The sequence below is a fragment of the Actinokineospora spheciospongiae genome, assembly GCF_000564855.1.
In the GTDB taxonomy this organism is placed as follows: Bacteria; Actinomycetota; Actinomycetes; order Mycobacteriales; family Pseudonocardiaceae; genus Actinokineospora; species Actinokineospora spheciospongiae.
The window spans coordinates 19,498-35,244 of the sequence record NZ_AYXG01000109.1 but is presented as its reverse complement, the minus strand read 5'-3'; the positions used below and the strand labels follow the sequence as shown (position 1 = coordinate 35,244).

The 15,747-nt window shown below is 73.3% G+C and carries 14 protein-coding genes; 9 read left to right on the top strand and 5 right to left on the bottom strand.

Annotated elements, in window-relative coordinates; genetic code table 11:
* Positions 1–5 precede the first annotated feature (5 nt).
* A complete protein-coding gene (locus UO65_RS15700) occupies positions 6–1,619 on the bottom strand; it encodes a carboxyl transferase domain-containing protein (RefSeq protein WP_035283222.1) in 1,614 nt (537 codons plus the stop codon).
* A gap of 169 nt (positions 1,620–1,788) precedes the next feature.
* Between UO65_RS15700 and UO65_RS15695 the strand changes: the two genes are divergently transcribed.
* Positions 1,789–2,844: a helix-turn-helix domain-containing protein gene (locus UO65_RS15695; protein ID WP_035283221.1), complete on the top strand. Its 1,056-nt coding sequence runs from the start codon at positions 1,789–1,791 to the stop codon at positions 2,842–2,844.
* Positions 2,841–3,041 (top strand): hypothetical protein, encoded by a 201-nt coding sequence (locus tag UO65_RS15690; protein WP_035283220.1) that lies wholly within the window; start codon positions 2,841–2,843, stop codon positions 3,039–3,041. The genes UO65_RS15695 and UO65_RS15690 overlap by 4 nt, the downstream gene beginning before the upstream one ends.
* A gap of 51 nt (positions 3,042–3,092) precedes the next feature.
* Here the strand turns inward: UO65_RS15690 and UO65_RS15685 are convergent, their stop codons facing one another.
* Positions 3,093–3,890: an SGNH/GDSL hydrolase family protein gene (locus tag UO65_RS15685; protein WP_035283219.1), complete on the bottom strand. Its 798-nt coding sequence runs from the start codon at positions 3,888–3,890 to the stop codon at positions 3,093–3,095.
* Positions 3,891–4,047: 157 nt separating this feature from the next.
* Between UO65_RS15685 and UO65_RS15680 the strand changes: the two genes are divergently transcribed.
* Positions 4,048–4,671 (top strand): SACE_7040 family transcriptional regulator, encoded by a 624-nt coding sequence (locus UO65_RS15680; protein ID WP_110079618.1) that lies wholly within the window; start codon positions 4,048–4,050, stop codon positions 4,669–4,671.
* Positions 4,672–4,762: 91 nt separating this feature from the next.
* On the opposite strand, the gene UO65_RS15675 is transcribed toward UO65_RS15680, so the two are convergent.
* Positions 4,763–5,164 carry a hypothetical protein gene (locus tag UO65_RS15675; RefSeq protein WP_146241186.1) on the bottom strand — a complete coding sequence of 134 codons (402 nt, stop codon included), beginning with the start codon at positions 5,162–5,164 and terminating at the stop codon, positions 4,763–4,765.
* Positions 5,165–5,522: 358 nt separating this feature from the next.
* Here UO65_RS15675 and UO65_RS15670 point away from each other — a divergent pair, with 358 nt between their 5' ends.
* Genes UO65_RS15670 through UO65_RS15660 form a run of 3 tightly spaced genes read left to right on the top strand, consistent with a single transcriptional unit; the run spans position 5,523 to position 8,982 of the window.
* Positions 5,523–6,332, top strand: a complete 810-nt coding sequence (locus UO65_RS15670; RefSeq protein WP_035283215.1) for an SAM-dependent methyltransferase — start codon at positions 5,523–5,525, stop codon at positions 6,330–6,332.
* Positions 6,333–6,342: 10 nt separating this feature from the next.
* On the top strand, positions 6,343–8,451 hold the full coding sequence (locus UO65_RS15665) for a diguanylate cyclase domain-containing protein (protein WP_052021224.1): 2,109 nt from the start codon (positions 6,343–6,345) through the stop codon (positions 8,449–8,451).
* A gap of 30 nt (positions 8,452–8,481) precedes the next feature.
* Positions 8,482–8,982 (top strand): hypothetical protein, encoded by a 501-nt coding sequence (locus tag UO65_RS15660; RefSeq protein ID WP_035283213.1) that lies wholly within the window; start codon positions 8,482–8,484, stop codon positions 8,980–8,982.
* 8 nt (positions 8,983–8,990) lie between these two features.
* Here the strand turns inward: UO65_RS15660 and metX are convergent, their stop codons facing one another.
* Positions 8,991–10,073 (bottom strand): homoserine O-acetyltransferase MetX, encoded by a 1,083-nt coding sequence (gene metX, locus UO65_RS37420; RefSeq protein WP_035283211.1) that lies wholly within the window; start codon positions 10,071–10,073, stop codon positions 8,991–8,993.
* Positions 10,070–11,374, bottom strand: a complete 1,305-nt coding sequence (locus UO65_RS37415; RefSeq protein WP_035283209.1) for a bifunctional o-acetylhomoserine/o-acetylserine sulfhydrylase — start codon at positions 11,372–11,374, stop codon at positions 10,070–10,072. The genes metX and UO65_RS37415 overlap by 4 nt, the downstream gene beginning before the upstream one ends.
* Positions 11,375–11,589: 215 nt before the next feature.
* On the opposite strand from UO65_RS37415, the gene UO65_RS15645 reads away from it, so the two are divergent.
* The 3 genes from UO65_RS15645 (at position 11,590) to ald (ending at position 15,259) form a co-directional block, all read left to right on the top strand.
* Positions 11,590–12,462 carry an SGNH/GDSL hydrolase family protein gene (locus tag UO65_RS15645; protein WP_035283207.1) on the top strand — a complete coding sequence of 291 codons (873 nt, stop codon included), beginning with the start codon at positions 11,590–11,592 and terminating at the stop codon, positions 12,460–12,462.
* 34 nt (positions 12,463–12,496) lie between these two features.
* Positions 12,497–13,972, top strand: a complete 1,476-nt coding sequence (locus tag UO65_RS15640) for a PucR family transcriptional regulator (RefSeq protein WP_035283205.1) — start codon at positions 12,497–12,499, stop codon at positions 13,970–13,972.
* 168 nt (positions 13,973–14,140) lie between these two features.
* Entirely contained in the window at positions 14,141–15,259 is a 1,119-nt protein-coding gene (ald, locus tag UO65_RS15635; protein ID WP_035283203.1) for an alanine dehydrogenase, read from the top strand.
* Positions 15,260–15,747: the final 488 nt, after the last annotated feature.

Sequence of the window (15,747 nt, the reverse complement as noted above, 5' to 3'; positions counted from 1 at the left end):
TGCGATCACATCCGGAAGACGCCGTAGCGGACGGGTTCGAGCGGCGCGTTGGCCGCGGCGGAGAGGGCCAGGCCGAGGACCTGGCGGGTGTCGGCGGGGTCGATCACGCCGTCGTCCCAGAGCCGGGCGGTGGAGTAGTAGGGGTTGCCCTGCTCCTCGTACTGGCGGCGGATGGGTTCGCGGAACGCCTCTTCCTCGGCCGCGGACCACTCGCCGCCGCGGGCTTCGACGCCGTCGCGGCGGACGGTGGACAGCACGGCCGCGGCCTGCTCGCCGCCCATGACGGAGATGCGCGCGTTGGGCCACATCCACAGGAAGCGGGGTGAGTATGCCCGCCCGCACATCGAGTAGTTGCCCGCGCCGAAGCTGCCGCCGATGACGACGGTGAACTTGGGCACGCGGGCGCAGGCGGTGGCGGTGACCATCTTGGCGCCGTGCTTGGCGATGCCGCCCGCCTCGTAGTCGCGGCCGACCATGAAGCCGGTGATGTTCTGCAGGTAGAGCAGGGGGATGCTGCGCTGGTCGCAGAGTTCGATGAAGTGCGCGCCCTTCATGGCGGATTCGGCGAAGAGCACGCCGTTGTTGGCCACGATGCCCACCGGGTGCCCGTGGACGCGGGCGAAGCCGGTGACGAGGGTGGCGCCGTACTCCTTCTTGAACTCGCGGAACCGGCTGCCGTCGACGACGCGGGCGATGACCTCGCGCACGTCGTAGGGGGTGCGCGAGTCGGTGGGCACGGCGCCGTAGAGGGTGGCCGGGTCGACGGCGGGTTCCTCGGTGGGCAGCACGTCCCACGGCTTGGGCGCGCGCGGGCCGAGGGTGCTGACGATGGAGCGGACGATGCGCAGGGCGTGCGCGTCGTCGTCGGCGAGGTGGTCGGTGACGCCGGAGGTGCGCGAGTGCACGTCGCCGCCGCCGAGTTCCTCCGCGGTGACGACCTCGCCGGTGGCGGCCTTCACCAGGGGCGGCCCGCCGAGGAAGATGGTGCCCTGGTTGCGGACGATCACGGCCTCGTCGCTCATGGCCGGGACGTAGGCGCCGCCCGCGGTGCAGGAGCCGAGGACGGCGGCGATCTGCGGGATGCCGCGGGCGGACATGGTGGCCTGGTTGTAGAAGATCCGCCCGAAGTGTTCCCGGTCGGGGAAGACGTCGTCCTGGGCGGGCAGGAACGCGCCGCCGGAGTCGACCAGGTAGACGCACGGCAGGTTGTTCTGGAGGGCGACCTCCTGGGCGCGCAGGTGCTTCTTGACGGTCATCGGGTAGTAGGTGCCGCCCTTGACGGTGGCGTCGTTGGCCACCACGACCACCTCGCGCCCGGACACCCGCCCCACCCCGGTGATCACCCCGGCGGCGGGCGCCTCGTCGCCGTAGAGGCCGGTGGCGGCGAGGGGTGAGAGTTCCAGGAAGGGGGAGCCGGGGTCGAGGAGCGTGTCCACCCGCTCCCGGGGCAGCAGCTTCCCCCGGGCGACGTGCTTGTCCCTGGCCCGCTCGGGGCCGCCGAGCGCCGCGGTGTCGAGGCGCCGCCGCAGGTCCTCGACCAGGGCCGAGTGCTGCTCGACGTTGTCGGCGAACCCCTCCGCGCCCTCGTCGACCCCACTGCGCAGCACAGGCGCGTCCATCGCATATCCCGCCGTTAGTCGCCGTTAACTACGGCTCCGATGTTAGCGCTGACTAACAATTCCGTCCACCCGATCGGCTCCAGCCCCACGACCCACCCGAACGGCTGAACACGGCCTGTCCGCCGCCGGTTCGCTTGGATCTGTGCGAAATTCGCACAACACTGGCGGCATGGAGTGGTCGTTCCTCGGCGAGCGCGTTCGGGAAGCCCGCCTCGCGGCCGGGTTGTCCCAGGACCGGTTGGCGCGCCTCGTGGGGTTGGAGCGCAGCAAGGTGGCGAAGATCGAATCCGGGGATCGGCGAGTGGACGCGCTGGAACTGGGAAGACTCGCCACCGCGCTCGGTGTCCCCATGAGCCATTTCCTGGAGGCACGGCCGCCGGCGATCTCGCGCCGCGCACCGCTCACCGCCGACACGGACACCGCGGGCGCCCGAGACGCCTACCGGTTGGACGCACGCCTGACGGCGTGGCTGCGAGACGTGCGCCAAGTCGTCGAACTCGGCGACTTCCGGCCCGCAGCGGCGATCACCAGCCCGGTGCCGGTCACCGACGCGGCCGGAGCCCGCCGCGCAGCGGGCTGGTTGCGGACGCACCTCGGCCTGGGTGACGAACCGATCCCCAGCCTCATGTCGATCTGCGCGCGGGCGGGGCAACTGGTGCTGGTCACCGATCTCCCCGGAGACGGTGCGTCACTGGTCGACGGGGACATCGCGGTCGCCGTGGTCGGCCTCTCCCAGGACCCCGGCAGGCGCCGGAGCACCGCGGCACACGAACTGGGCCACATGGTGCTCGGCGACGCCTACTCGACGGACCTGCGCCTGGGCGTCGACCGGGAAGACCTCGTCGACGCCTTCGCGGCCGAGCTGTTGCTGCCGGTCGACTCGGTCCGCGCGGTCGGGGACGCTGTCGGACGCCCGGCCCTGGTCGAACTCGCCGCCCGCTACCGGACCTCGTGGTCGCTCGCGGTCCGGCAGGCAGAGCAGGCGGGCGTGGCGACCAGGCAGGGAGCGGCGAAGCTGCGGTCGAGCACCCCGACCCGCGTCGAGTTCCAGGAAGCCCTGGGGTGGACGCCCCAACCCGACCTGGACGGGGTGCGCGTGCCACCGAGCTACGCGACCGCCGTGGTGAAGGCGTGGCACCGGCGGCTGATCACCTCATCCCGGGCGGTGGAGCTGATGCACGGCCAGATCACCGGGGAGGACCTTCCCGAGGCACCCGGAGCGTGAGCGCGAAGGGCGTCGCGCGCAGCCACGGCCTCGATGCGCACGGGACGCTGTGGCTGCTCGCCCGCGCCCATCGGGCGGGCAAGCTGACCGCAGGAGGCGCGGGCAACATCGTGGACGTGCCCCGCGACACGGGAATGCGGCTTCCTTGCGACGGCTCGGGTTTCGACCGCTGGGCGCGCAGGACAGGCCTGCTCTGACACCAGGAGGCCACCTCGACCGGGGTCGGGGCGGCCTCCTGGTGTCGTGGTTCAGCCCGTGACGGCGCGGAGCGCGGCATAGTAGCCGCCGTTCTGGCCCGCGCTGTTCGGGTGGTAGGACTCGGCGATCGGGAGACTGACGCTGTTGATCCAGCGGGTGCCGGAGGCGCAGATCTCGTGGCCCGCGAAGGCGTTGCGGCCGTCGACGAAGGTGAAGCCGTGCGCGGAGGCGGCCGAGGAGATGACGCCCGCGAGCACGTCGGAGGACTGGTTGATGGCGGCGCGCTTGGTCTCGCTGAGCCCGATGGCGCAGGAGCCGCCGAGCTTGTAGATGCGCGGGTAGCCCATGACGACCACCCTGGCCGAGGGGGCGCGGGTGCGGATCTGGGAGTACACGGTGTTCAGCCGCCCGGGCAGGGCGGTGCGGGCGAAGTTCTGCGCGGCGTTGTTGCCCGCGACGCAGGCGGAGTCCGACCCGAGGTTGCAGTCGGTCATGACGTTGGCGAAGCCCGCGTCGTTGCCGCCGACGGAGATGGTGACCAGGGCGGTGGTGGAGGTGAGGGCGGAGAGCTGGTTGTTGGTGACGTCCGAGGTGACGGCGCCGGAGCAGGCGACGAACGCGAACGACGACGGCGCGTGCGCGTTGGCCCACAACTGGGCGTAGGAGTTGCTGCTGCGCTTGCAGTTGCCGCTGCTGCCGTAGCTGCCCGCGCCGAGGCCGGAGGAGTAGGAGTCGCCGAGGGCGACGTACCTGCCCGCGGCGGTGGGGGCGGCGAGCGCGGGGGACGCCAGCCCGAGGATCGACAGGGCCGTGAGCAGGGCCACGGCCCAGGAACGAGTGATGCGCATCTTCTGGCCTCCGACTCTGGAGGAATTCCCGACGGTTCACATCACTACCAGCGGAAAAGCGCTCACGGTACCTCTCGGCAACGAGTTAACACTTGCCACTTTAGGGGGGTGGGCGTCCGGTTAGCGGGCGCTAACCGGACCTCCGTACGATGTGCCCGTGCCCCCCGCAGCCGATCCCGCAGGCGCCAAGCCGTCCCGCCGCGAGCAGATCCTGGCCGCCGCCGCCGAGCTGTTCGCCCGGCACGGCTTCCACGGGGTCGGGATCGACGACATCGGCTCCGCGGTGGGCATCTCCGGGCCCGCCCTGTACCGGCACTTCCGGTCCAAGGACGCGATGCTCGGCGAGATGCTCACCTCCATCAGCGAGGTGCTGCTCACCGGGGGCCAGGCCCGGGTGTCCTCGGTGGCCGATCCCGACGTCACGCTGGGGGAACTGGTCCGCTTCCACGTCGACTTCGCCCTGGACAACCCGGCGCTGATCACCGTGCAGGAGCGCAACCTGGGCAACCTCACCGACCCCGACCGCCGCAAGGTCCGCGCCCTGCAGCGGCGGTACGTGGAGACGTGGGTCGAGGTGATCGTGGCGGCCGTCCCCGAGGTCGCCGAACCCACCGCCCGCGCGGCGGCGCACGCGGTCTTCGGGTTGATCAACTCCACCCCGCACAGCAGGCACCTCGACCGCGACCAGATGGCGGACCTGCTGACCGGCATGGCCCTCTCCGCCCTGGTGCACACCCCTACCGCCCAGCCGAGTCTTCAACCGCGCTTAAGCGGCCGTTAGCGCACCGGCCTCCGGCGCAGGACCGCGGAAACGCCCACGGGACAGCTCCGGCGGAGCTGTCCCGTGGTGAGTGCGAGCCGATCCGAACCGGCTAGAGCTTGTAGACGTCGGCGACGAAGGTGTACGCGCCGGTGGCGTTGGCGATCAGCCCGACCCGGACGAGGTTGATTCCGCCGACCGGGCCCGGTTCGGTGAAGTGGAACGGCTTTCTTTCATTCGTCGCGGTCCGGGTCTGCGTGCTGTAATAGCCGTTCGCGGTGTAGAAGTCGAACACGGCGGTCGTCGATCCGGCGTTCCGGTCGTCGAACACGTTTCCCACGACCGTGGCGGAACGGTTCGAGAACGAGATGTCCGCGGTGACACAACCGCTGGTGCCGTTGCAGATCTCGGCGAACGCGGGAGTCAGCGGGTCCGCGCCTGCCACCCCTGCCGAGAGGCCGATTCCGATGAAGCTGAGAAATGCGAAAACAAGAGCCGTCAAGGAACGTCTCACTTTTGCCCTCCCCTGAAAAATGATCCACTCCCGACAATGGCACGGATGTCGGGCACCGGTACCGCCGACGGAGTGAGCCGACCCCGGTCGAACCCGATCGCGAACGGGTGAGCGCGACCCGGCGGCGGCACGGCTCTGACAGGCCCGGATCGACAAGCGGGCATCGGGGTGCGAATGGGGTGAATGGGATGCGTGCGCCCGGTTTGCGGAATCCACGGTCAAGCGGGGGTGGACGGCTCCCGGCCACTCAGGTGGTCGTCCCGGGGTGACCGTGAGTGTGAAATCGAGGTCTCGTCCAGGTGATGGCGGCGGGGAGTAACGTGTCCGTCACGCTACCGAGTCGGAAGAGGGGTTGGCCGTGGCGGAGTTGGCAGGCTGGGTGCCCGAGGGGATCGACCTGGAGCGACCGAGCGCCGCGAGGCTCTACGACTACCTGCTCGGCGGTGGGCACAACTTCCGCCACGACCGGGAGCTGGCCCACCGGTTCCTCGAGGCCCAGCCCAACGCCAGGGAGATCGCCCGGCACAACCGCGCCTTCCTGCGCCGCTCCGTGCTGCTGATGGTCGAGCAGGGGGTCCGCCAGTTCCTCGACCTCGGCTCCGGCATCCCCACCGTGGGCAACGTGCACGAGATCGCCCAGGACGCCGACCCCGGTGCGCGGGTGGTCTACGTGGACTACGAGGAGGTGGCGTACGCGCACAGCATGTTGATGCTGCGCGACAATCCGCTGGCCACGATCGTGCAGGCCGACCTGACCCGGCCGGAGCAGGTGCTCGACGCCCCGCAGACGCGGGAACTGCTCGACTTCGACCGGCCGATCGGGCTGCTGATGGCCGGGGTGTTCCACTTCGTGCCCGAGGACAAGGACCCGGCGGGGATCGTCGCCCGGTACCGGGACCCGATGGTGGCGGGCAGCCACCTGGCGTTCTCCCAGTTCACCCGCGACCTGATGCCCTCGGCGATGGACCGGGTGGTGGAGGTGATGAAGACCAGCCGCGACCCGATGTTCCCCCGGTCGCACGCGGAGATCACCGCCCTGTTCGACGGCTACGAGATCCTCGAGCCGGGCATCGTGCCGACGGCGCTGTGGCGCCCGGACGCGACCCTGGACGACGGGGACGACCCCGACCGGGCGGGCATCTACGCGGGCGTCGGCCGCAAGGCCTGAGGCCGCGCGGATGCCGACCCGACCGGTCGCCCCCGACGGGGACCAGGAGACCCTGGTCCGGTCGTGGCTGCGGGTGGTCGCCTCGACGGCGTACGTGCCCCGGTCCGCGCAGGACCTGGCGGCGCTGCTGGCCTCGATGCTGGCGACGCTGACCGCGGCGCTGGTGGCGGAGCCGTTCGACACCGGGCCGGGGTCCGAGGTGGGCGCGCGGATGGTCACCGGCGCGCTGACCGGTGAGGAGACCCTGTCCCGGTCACTGGCTGTGCTGGCGGGTGGGCTGCTCGCCGCGGGCCACCACCCCGAACGGGTGGTGGTGCTGCTGGCCGCGGTGTCCTCCGGGTACGCCGCCGCGCTGCGCGCCCGGACGCTGGAGCAGCAGGAGGACATGAAGCGGGCGATGCTCGGCGCCGCCCGGTTGGCCGAGCAGGGCCGCAAGGACACCGAGTACCGGTTCCGCGAGGTGTTCACCGCCTCCGCCATCGGCATCGCCATCACCGGGGTGGACGGCCGGTTCCTGGAGACGAACCCGGCGCTGGCGACGATCCTGGACCGCGAGCAGGAGGACCTGCGCGGGCACCTGCTCGGCGAGTACTTCCTCGACCAGGAGGCCGACCGGCCCGACCCGGCGTCGAGCGCGCCGGACCGCAGGCGGGTGGTGCGCCCCGACGGGGACACCGCGTGGGTGCTGGTGAACAACTCCGTCGTCCGCGACGACAGCGGCGAACCGGTGTACCGGGTGTCGATGGTGCAGGACCTCAGCGAGCTGGAGCTGCTCGGCACCCGGCTCACCCACCAGAGCCTGCACGACGCGCTGACCGGGCTGCCGAACCGGCTGCACTTCCAGTCCCGGCTGGAGGTGCTGCTGGGGCAGGCCCACCCGGCGGCCGGGGTCACCCTGCTGTGCCTGGACCTGGACGCGTTCGGGCTGGTCAACACCACCCACGGGCACGCGGCGGGCGACCGGCTGCTGCGCGCGGTCGCGCACCGGCTCGCCGCCATGGTCGAGGACGAGCCCGCGGCGCTGGTGGCGCGGGTCGGCGGGGACGAGTTCGCGGTGTTCGTCGTGGACGGGCCGTCGACCCCGGACATCCCCGGTCTGGTGGCGCTGGTGCGCGCGGAGCTGACCGAACCGGACTACGACGGGAAGATCGGCCTGGCCGCGACGGCGTCGATCGGGGTGGTGCGGTGCGCGGCGGCCGACGTGGACAGCGCGGAGCTGTTCCGCGCCGCCGACGCCGCGCTGCACCGGGCGAAGGCCGTGGGCCCGGACCAGTGGGCGGTGCACGACCCGCACGTCGACCGCCGGGCCCGCCGCGTCGGCGCCGCCGCCACGTCCCTGCCCTCGGCGTGGGAGCTGGGCGAGCTGGTGGTGGCCTACCGGCCGGTGGTGCGGCTGACCGACCGGGCGGTGGTGCGGGTGAGCGCGGTGCCGCACCTGCCGGGCGCCCGGGGCGCGCTGCCGCCGCCCGCGGAGCTGGCCGAGCAGACCGGCCTGTCGGTGGCGCTGGCGCCGTGGCTGCTGCGGGAGGCCGCCGGGCAGCTCCCGGTGTGGCAGGAGCTGTTCCCGGGCGCGGGCCCGGTGCTGCGGGTGACCCTGACCAGGGCGCAGACGGCGGACGCGGACCTGGTGGGCGCGGTCAGCCGGGCCCTGGCGCAGGCGGCGCTGCCCGCGCACCTGCTGGAGGTGGTGCTGGACACCGCCGCCGTCCGCGACGCCCACGGCGACGCCCGGGACAACCTGCGCACCCTGGGCGACCTGGGGGTCGGCCGCGGCCTGCACGGCTTCACCGGCGGCCCGGCCCTGGTCGAGCTGGTGGAGCGGTTCGGCGTGGGCGCGGTGCTGCTGGCCGACCCGTTCGACGGCTGGCGCCCCGACTGGTTGCCCGGGAACGCGGTGGCGGTGCGGGCCACCGCCGAGCTGATCGCCGCGGTGGGTTCGGTGGGCGCCGAGGTCGGTGTGGTCGGTGTCCGCGACCAGGCCGAGGCGGCCTGGTGGGCGGCCCGGGGCGCGAGCACGGGCGAGGGGCCCGCTTTCGGCGGTCCGGTGGGGGTGCCGGACGTGGTGCGCGCCGTGCGCGGCGGCAACCCGCCGCCAAGTGAGCGAATCGCCCCGACCTGATCTCCCCGCGCGGGCCGGCCCTGTTGCAGGATGGGGTCCGTGGACGCCGACCCCGACCGCAGGCGCCGCCTCACCGAGGCCGCCGCCCAAGCCATCGCCGCCATGCGCGCGGGTGCGGACGACGGCGCCCTCGACCAGGTCGCGGCGGCCGTGCGGGACACCCGCGACAGCCACACCGGGGCCAGGGAGCTGATGCTGATCCTGTTCCGGGAGTGCGGCACCATGGTCGCCGCCCTCGGCTCGGGTGGCACCGCCCCGGTGAAGATGCAGGTCTACGACGACGACGGCGAGGAAGTCCCGATCGACGAGGCCGACCCCCCGGTCCGCACCGCGGTCCGCACCCTGCTCGCCGAGGTGCACGGGGACACCGAGGCGGCTGAGGCCCAACTGGACATCGCGCTGCACGAGGCCGCCCCGGAGGAGATGACCACGCTGATGGTGCAGGCGCTGCGCTGGACGCTGCGCCTGTCGGAGGAGTGCGCGGCCCGCGACCTGCCCGTCCCGCCCTGGCTCGCCGACGGGACCGCGTGAGCGGGGGCCTACCCCAGGAGTTCCTTGACCAGCCCGGCCAACTGCGGGATCTCGGTGAGGAACCCGTCGTGCCCGGAGGACGAGGTGATCACCCGGAGCCCGTCCGCCCCGGCGATGCCCGCCGCCAGTTCCTCCTGCTGCGCCAGCGGGTACAGCCGGTCGCTGTCCACCCCCGCCACCACCGCCCGCGCGGTCACCGACGACAGCGCGGCCGCGACGCCGCCGCGCCCCTCGCCCACGTCGTGGTCGTTCATGGCCTCGGTCAGCACCACGTAGCTCCCGGCGTCGAAGCGCCGCGACAGCTTGTCGGCGTGGTGGTCCAGGTAGGACTCGACGGCGAACCGCCCGTCGGCGGCCCGGGCGCGCCCGAACCGCTCCTGCAACTCCGCACCGCTGCGGTAGGTGGTGTGCGCGATCCGCCGCGCGACCCCCAACCCGACGTGCGGCCCGGTCTCGGCGCCGTGGTAGTCCCCGCCGTTCCACATCGGATCGGCGCGGATCGCCGCCAGTTGCGGTGCGGCCCAGGCGATCTGGTCGGTCGAGGCCGCGGCCGGGCAGGCCAGCAGCAGCACGGCCGAGACCCGCGACGGCAGTCCCACTGCCCACTCCAGGGCCCGCATCCCGCCCATCGACCCGCCCAGGACCGCGGCCCACACCGGGATGCCCAGCGCGTCGGCCAGCAGCGCCTCGACCGCCACCTGGTCGCGGATGCCCACCCGGGGGAAGCGGCTGCCCCAGGGGGCCCCGTCCGGGGCGGGCGAGGCGGGCCCGGTGGTGCCCTGGCACCCGCCGAGCACGTTCGCGCACACCACGAACCACCGGTCGGTGTCGACGGCCCGGCCGGGTCCGATCAGGCCGTCCCACCACCCGCCGTCCGGTCCGGCGTGCGCGTCGCCGGTCAGCGCGTGCTCGACCAGGATCGCGTTGTCGCGCCCGGGGTTGAGCGCCCCCCACGTCTCGTAGGCGACGGTGACGTCGGGCAGGACCCCGCCCGCCGCCAGGTCCAGCGCGCCGAGCGCGCGGAACCGGCGGCGGCCGGGGGAATCCCCCTCCCGCCACGCGGCGGTGGCGGGAGGGGGAGCGGCACTCACAGTTCTGCCTTGGCCGCCCGGAAGCCCGCCTCCAGGTCGGCCTTGAGGTCCTCGACGTTCTCGATGCCCACCGCGAGGCGCACGAGACCGGCGGTGACGCCGCTGGTGAGCTGCTCCTCGGGGGTGAGCTGGCTGTGGGTGGTGCTGGCCGGGTGCACGATCAGGCTGCGCACGTCGCCGATGTTGACGAGCTGGCTGTGCAGCTCGGTGCCGTCGACGAACCGGCGGCCCGCCTCGACGCCGCCGCGCAGGTCGAAGGAGACGATGGCGCCCGCGCCGCGGGGCAGGTACTTCTGCGCCGCCGCGTGGTACGGCGAGGACGGCAGGCCCGCGTAGTAGACCTTCTCCACCTCGTCGCGCTGCTCCAGCCACTCGGCGAGGGCCTGGGCGTTGGCGACGTGGCGCTCCAGCCGCAGCGACAGGGTCTCGATGCCCTGCAGGATCAGGAAGGCGTTGAACGGGGAGACCGCCGCGCCGGTGTCGCGCAGGAGTTGCACGCGGGCCTTGGCGGCGAAGGCGCCGGGGCCCAGGGCCTCCCAGAACTTGAGGCCGTTGTAGCTGGGGTCCGGCTCGTTGAAGCCGGGGTAGCGGGCCGGGTCCTTGCCGAAGTCGAAGGTGCCGCCGTCGACGAGGACACCGGCGATGGTGGTGCCGTGGCCGCCGAGGTACTTGGTGGCCGAGTGCACGACGACGTCGGCGCCGTGCTCGATCGGGCGCAGCAGGTACGGGGTGGGCACGGTGTTGTCCACGACCAGCGGCACACCCGCCTCGTGCGCGACGTCGGCGACCTTGCGGATGTCGAGGACGTTGCTGCCCGGGTTGGCCAGGGTCTCGGCGAAGAACAGCTTGGTGTTCGGGCGGACCGCGGCCCGCCAGGCCTCGGCGTCGTCCTGGTCGTCGACGAAGGTGACCTCGATGCCCAGCTTGGGCAGCGTGTAGTGGAACAGGTTGTACGTGCCGCCGTAGAGCGACGGGCTGGAGACGAAGTGGTCGCCGGAGTTGGCCAGGTTGAGGATGGCGGCGGTGGTGGCCGCGCTGCCGGAGGCGAACGCCAGCGCCGCGACACCGCCCTCCAGGGCGGCGACCCGGCCCTCCAGGACCTCCTGGGTGGGGTTGTTGATGCGGGTGTAGATGTTGCCCGGCTCGGCGAGGCTGAACAGGTCCTGCCCGTGCTGGCTGTCGCGGAACACGTACGAGGTGGTCTGGTAGATCGGGGTGGCCCTGGCACCGGTGGCGGGGTCGGGGGCGGCGCCCGCGTGCACCTGCTTGGTCTCGAACGACCAGGCTGCGGATTCGGTCATGGCGGTGGTACTCCTTCGTCGCTGGGGGATGGGTTTCGCGCGGCCGGTCAGCGACAGGCGGCGCTGGTGACCCGCAGCAGGTCGACGTGGAGCCGAACGGTGAGAACGGCCATGCCCAGCACGGTAGTGGGATCGGCGGTGCCCGGTGCCGGGTTGTCCACACCCTGGGAAATCCCGAATTGACCGTTCCCTCTTCCGCGTGAAGCATCAGGCGCATGCGCCTGCGCGCCCTGCTCGCCTGCGCGGTGGCCGTCGCCGCCGCCGCACCCGCCTCCGCCACGTCGCGACCCGCCGCGGAGCCCGCCTACCAGCGCTACGTGGCGCTGGGCGACTCCTACGCGGCGGGCCCGCAAATCCCCGAACCGGTGCCGGGGTCGGTCCCCGGGTGCGGCCGGTCGACGGCGGGCTACCCGGCGCTGCTGGCCGCTTGGCTGCGGGTCCCCACGTTCGTGGACGTGACGTGCAGCGGCGCCACGACCGCGCACCTGACCGGTCCGCAGGCGGTCTCCGGTGGGGTGAACCCGGCGCAGTTCACCGCGCTGACCCCGGACACCGACCTGGTCACGCTGACCATCGGCGGCAACGACATGGGGTTCGGCCGCATCGTCGAGACCTGCGCGCGCGAGGGCCGGGCGGACCCGGGGGGCGACCCCTGCCGGGCGTACTTCACCCGATCGGGCACCGACGTCCCGGCCGCGGACGTCGCCGCGGCCGGGCGGCGGACCACCGCCCTGCTGCGCCGGGTCCACGAGCTGGCGCCGAGGGCGAAGGTGGTCGTGGTCGGCTACGCGCGCATCCTGCCCGAGGGTCCGGGGTGCTGGCCGCTGATGCCGTTCGCCGCCGGGGACACCGCCTACTTCGACTCGGTCGAGCGGCGGCTCAACGACTCCCTCGCCGCCGCGGCCGCGGCGACCGGCTCCGAGCACGTCGACCCCTACCGGTACGGGACCGGGCACGACGCGTGCGCCGCCCCGGAGCGGCGGTGGGTGGAGCCGCTGCTGCCCGCGAGCCCGGCCGCGGTGGTGCACCCGAACGCGCGCGGGATGGCGGCGGTGGCGGCCCTGGCGTGGTTGGCCGCGCGCCGCTGACCTTTACTGGGGGCGGGCGAGCGGAGGTCGGGCGATGGTCGGCGTGCGGGACGTGGTGGGCCGGGTCGGGCCGACGCTGCTGCGGCTGGTGGCCGCGGGCGGGGACGGCGCGGTGGGCGACGTGGTGATCGCCGACGGGGGCGTGGTGGCGGCCGGGGACCTGGTGCTGGGCGTGGGGGTGGGCGCGGCGGGCGCGGTGGGGCTGGTGGGCGAGTGCGGGCGGCGGGGCGCGGCGGCGGTGCTGGTGAAGCCGCCGCTGGCCGAGGACCCCGCGGTGCTGGCCGAGGCGGAGCGCGCCGCGGTGGCGGTCGTGGAGGTGCGGGCGGACACGTCGTGGGCGCAGCTGGTGTGGCTGCTGCGGTCGGTGCTCGACGCGGCGGCCGACGAGTCGGAGCCCGCGGACCCGTTCGGCGACCTGTTCGGGCTGGCGGACGCGGCGGCGGCGGTGGTGGACGCGCCGGTGACCATCGAGGACGCGAACTCGCGGGTGCTGGCGTACTCGGCGCGGCAGGACGGCACCGACCCGGCCCGGGTGTCGACGATCATGGGCAGGCGGGTGCCGCACGACGTGCTGGCCCGGTTCCGCTCGCACGGGGTGTTCCGGGAGCTGGTCAAGGGGCGCACGGTGGTGTTCGTGCCCGCGCAGCCCGACGGCACGCTGCCGCGGCTGGTCGTGCCGATCCGGATGGGCGGGGAGCTGCTGGGTTCCATGTGGGCGGTGGTGTCCGGGCCGGTGCCCGACGAGCGCGCCGCCGCCTTCGCCGACACCGCACCGGTCGTGGCGCTGCACCTGCTGCGCCGCCGGGCCAGGGAGGACGGTGCGCGGGGCCGGTCGGCGGACCTGGTGCGCGCGGCGCTGCTCGGCGAGGGCAGCGGCAGGCTGGCCGCCGCCGAGCTGGACCTGGGGCCCGGCCCGCACCGGGTGGTGGCCATCGACGCGCACGACGAGGGCGGCAGGCTCGCCCTGGCCGCCCGGCTCGGCGCGGGCATCGGGAAGCGCACGGCGATGGGCGAGCTGCACGGCGTGCTGTACGCGATCGTGCCGGACGAGGGGTGGCCGGCGCTGCGGTCCGCGCTGGGCGACCCGGCGGGCCCGCAGGCCGCCGCCGGGACCGCGGTGGGCGCCGGGGACCTGGCCAGGGGCCGGGCGGAGGCGGACGAGGCGCTGGCGCTGCTGCGCGCCGGGCTGGTCGGCGGGCGGGTCGCCGCGCACGACGACGTGTGGGTGGTGCTGGTGCTGCACCGGGCGGCGACGGCGATCGCGGGCGCGGTGGCGGGCATCGGCCCACTGGCCCGGTTGGACGGCAGCGACGACTGGTACCGCGACACCCTGCACGAGTGGCTGCGCCACCCCGGCGACCCGAGGGCGGCGGCCGCGGCGCTGCGGATACACCCGAACACCCTGCGGTACCGGATGTCCCGGGTGTCCGCGCTGCTCGCGGTCGACCTCACCGACCCGGACACCCGGGTCGCCCTGCTGTGCCAACTGGTGGCCGAGCGCTGGCACTGAGCGCCTGCGTCGAGGCAGGCACCGAGCGCTGGTGTCGGGCCGCGGGCCGTTGTCGCGGCAGCACCACCCGGTCGGCTGATTCTCGTGCCAGGCGCACGATGACAACCGGGGTCGGCGGGGAGACCGTGGTACAGGACACCCCCGAGCCACGAGCGAGAGGACCACCCGGTGAAGATCGCTGTTCCCCGTGAGATCAAGAACCACGAGTACCGCGTGGCGCTGACCCCGGCGGGCGCGCACGAGTTGACCACCCGCGGCCACGACGTGCTCGTCGAGGCCGGTGCGGGCGAGGGGTCGGCGATCACCGACGCCGAGTACACCGGCGCGGGCGCGAAGGTGCTGCCGTCGGCGGAGGAGGTGTGGGCCGAGGGCGAGCTGGTGCTCAAGGTCAAGGAGCCGATCGCCGAGGAGTACCCGAGGCTGCGCGCGGACCAGGTGCTGTTCACCTACCTGCACCTGGCCGCCGACGAGCCGCTGACGAGGGCCCTGCTGGCGGCGGGCACCACCGCCATCGCCTACGAGACCGTCCAGACCCCCACCGGCGCGCTGCCGCTGCTGGCACCGATGTCCGAGGTGGCGGGCAGGTTGGCCCCGCAGGTGGGCGCGTTCGCCCTGATGCGCCCCTCCGGCGGCCGGGGCGTGCTCCCCGGCGGCGTCCCCGGCGTGCTCCCCGCCCGGGTCGTGGTCATCGGCGGCGGCGTCGCGGGCGTCAACGCCGCGACGATCGCACTGGGCATGGGCGCGGAGGTCCAGGTGCTCGACACCAACGTCGACCGCCTCCGCCAGATCGACGCCCAGTTCAACGGCCGAGTGCGCACCCTCACCTCGAACCGCTACGCGGTGGAAGAGGCGGCGAGGGAGGCCGACCTCGTCATCGGCGCGGTCCTGGTCCCCGGCGCCAAGGCCCCCAAGCTCATCACCAACGACCTGGTGTCCCACATGCGCCCCGGCTCAGTCCTGGTCGACATCGCCATCGACCAGGGCGGCTGCTTCGAGGACTCCCACCCCACAACCCACGACAACCCCACCTACCCCGTCCACAACTCCCTCTTCTACTGCGTGGCGAACATGCCCGGCGCAGTCCCCCGAACCAGCACCTACGCCCTCACGAACGTAACCCTCCCCCACGCCCTGGCCCTGGCAGACAAGGGCTGGCGCAAGGCCCTGACCACCAACCCCACCCTCACCCCCGGCCTGAACACCCACGCAGGCCACCTGACAAACCCCCCCGTAGCCCAAGCCCACACCCTCCCCCACACCCCCCTGGAAACCCTCCTCAAAAACTAACCCCACCCCCGCCCCCACCCCTGAATTCATCCAACCACCGGACGACCCACCCCCACTTCCCTTACCCACCAACACACCACCGATGCCACCACCCCGCGCAGACCCGGCCGAACGACGCCAGCCCAGCAACCAACCACACCGCAGGAGCCCGGCCGAACCGCACGACGAAAGTCCGGCCGAACCGCACCGCGGAAAGCCCGACCAAACCACGCTGGTTCAGCAACCAACCGCACCGTGGGGGTCCGGGGGGTCGCCCCCCGGGGGGAAATGACGAGACCCCCCGGCGAAGCGCAAAGCGCGAGCAGGGGGGTCCCAGGGTCGAGGGCGGCCCGCTCAACCAGCCTGGGGGTCACTGGGAGCGGGCCGCCATGTACAGCTTAGGCATAGAACCCCGGCTGTGCCTACGCGGGGGTGCCGGTGAGTCGCGATTACTTGTTCACCGACCACCGACACTTTCGAGTGAGAAACCTGGCAATGGGGTGATGGGC

Coding starts and splice junctions, on each gene's coding strand:
- UO65_RS15700 (WP_035283222.1), bottom strand. CDS start 1,619: ATGGACGCGCCTGTGCTGCGCAGTGGGGTCGACGAGGGCGCGGAGGGG.
- UO65_RS15695 (WP_035283221.1), top strand. CDS start 1,789: ATGGAGTGGTCGTTCCTCGGCGAGCGCGTTCGGGAAGCCCGCCTCGCG.
- UO65_RS15685 (WP_035283219.1), bottom strand. CDS start 3,890: ATGCGCATCACTCGTTCCTGGGCCGTGGCCCTGCTCACGGCCCTGTCG.
- UO65_RS15665 (WP_052021224.1), top strand. CDS start 6,343: ATGCCGACCCGACCGGTCGCCCCCGACGGGGACCAGGAGACCCTGGTC.
- UO65_RS15660 (WP_035283213.1), top strand. CDS start 8,482: ATGGGGTCCGTGGACGCCGACCCCGACCGCAGGCGCCGCCTCACCGAG.
- UO65_RS37415 (WP_035283209.1), bottom strand. CDS start 11,374: ATGACCGAATCCGCAGCCTGGTCGTTCGAGACCAAGCAGGTGCACGCG.
- UO65_RS15645 (WP_035283207.1), top strand. CDS start 11,590: ATGCGCCTGCGCGCCCTGCTCGCCTGCGCGGTGGCCGTCGCCGCCGCC.
- UO65_RS15640 (WP_035283205.1), top strand. CDS start 12,497: ATGGTCGGCGTGCGGGACGTGGTGGGCCGGGTCGGGCCGACGCTGCTG.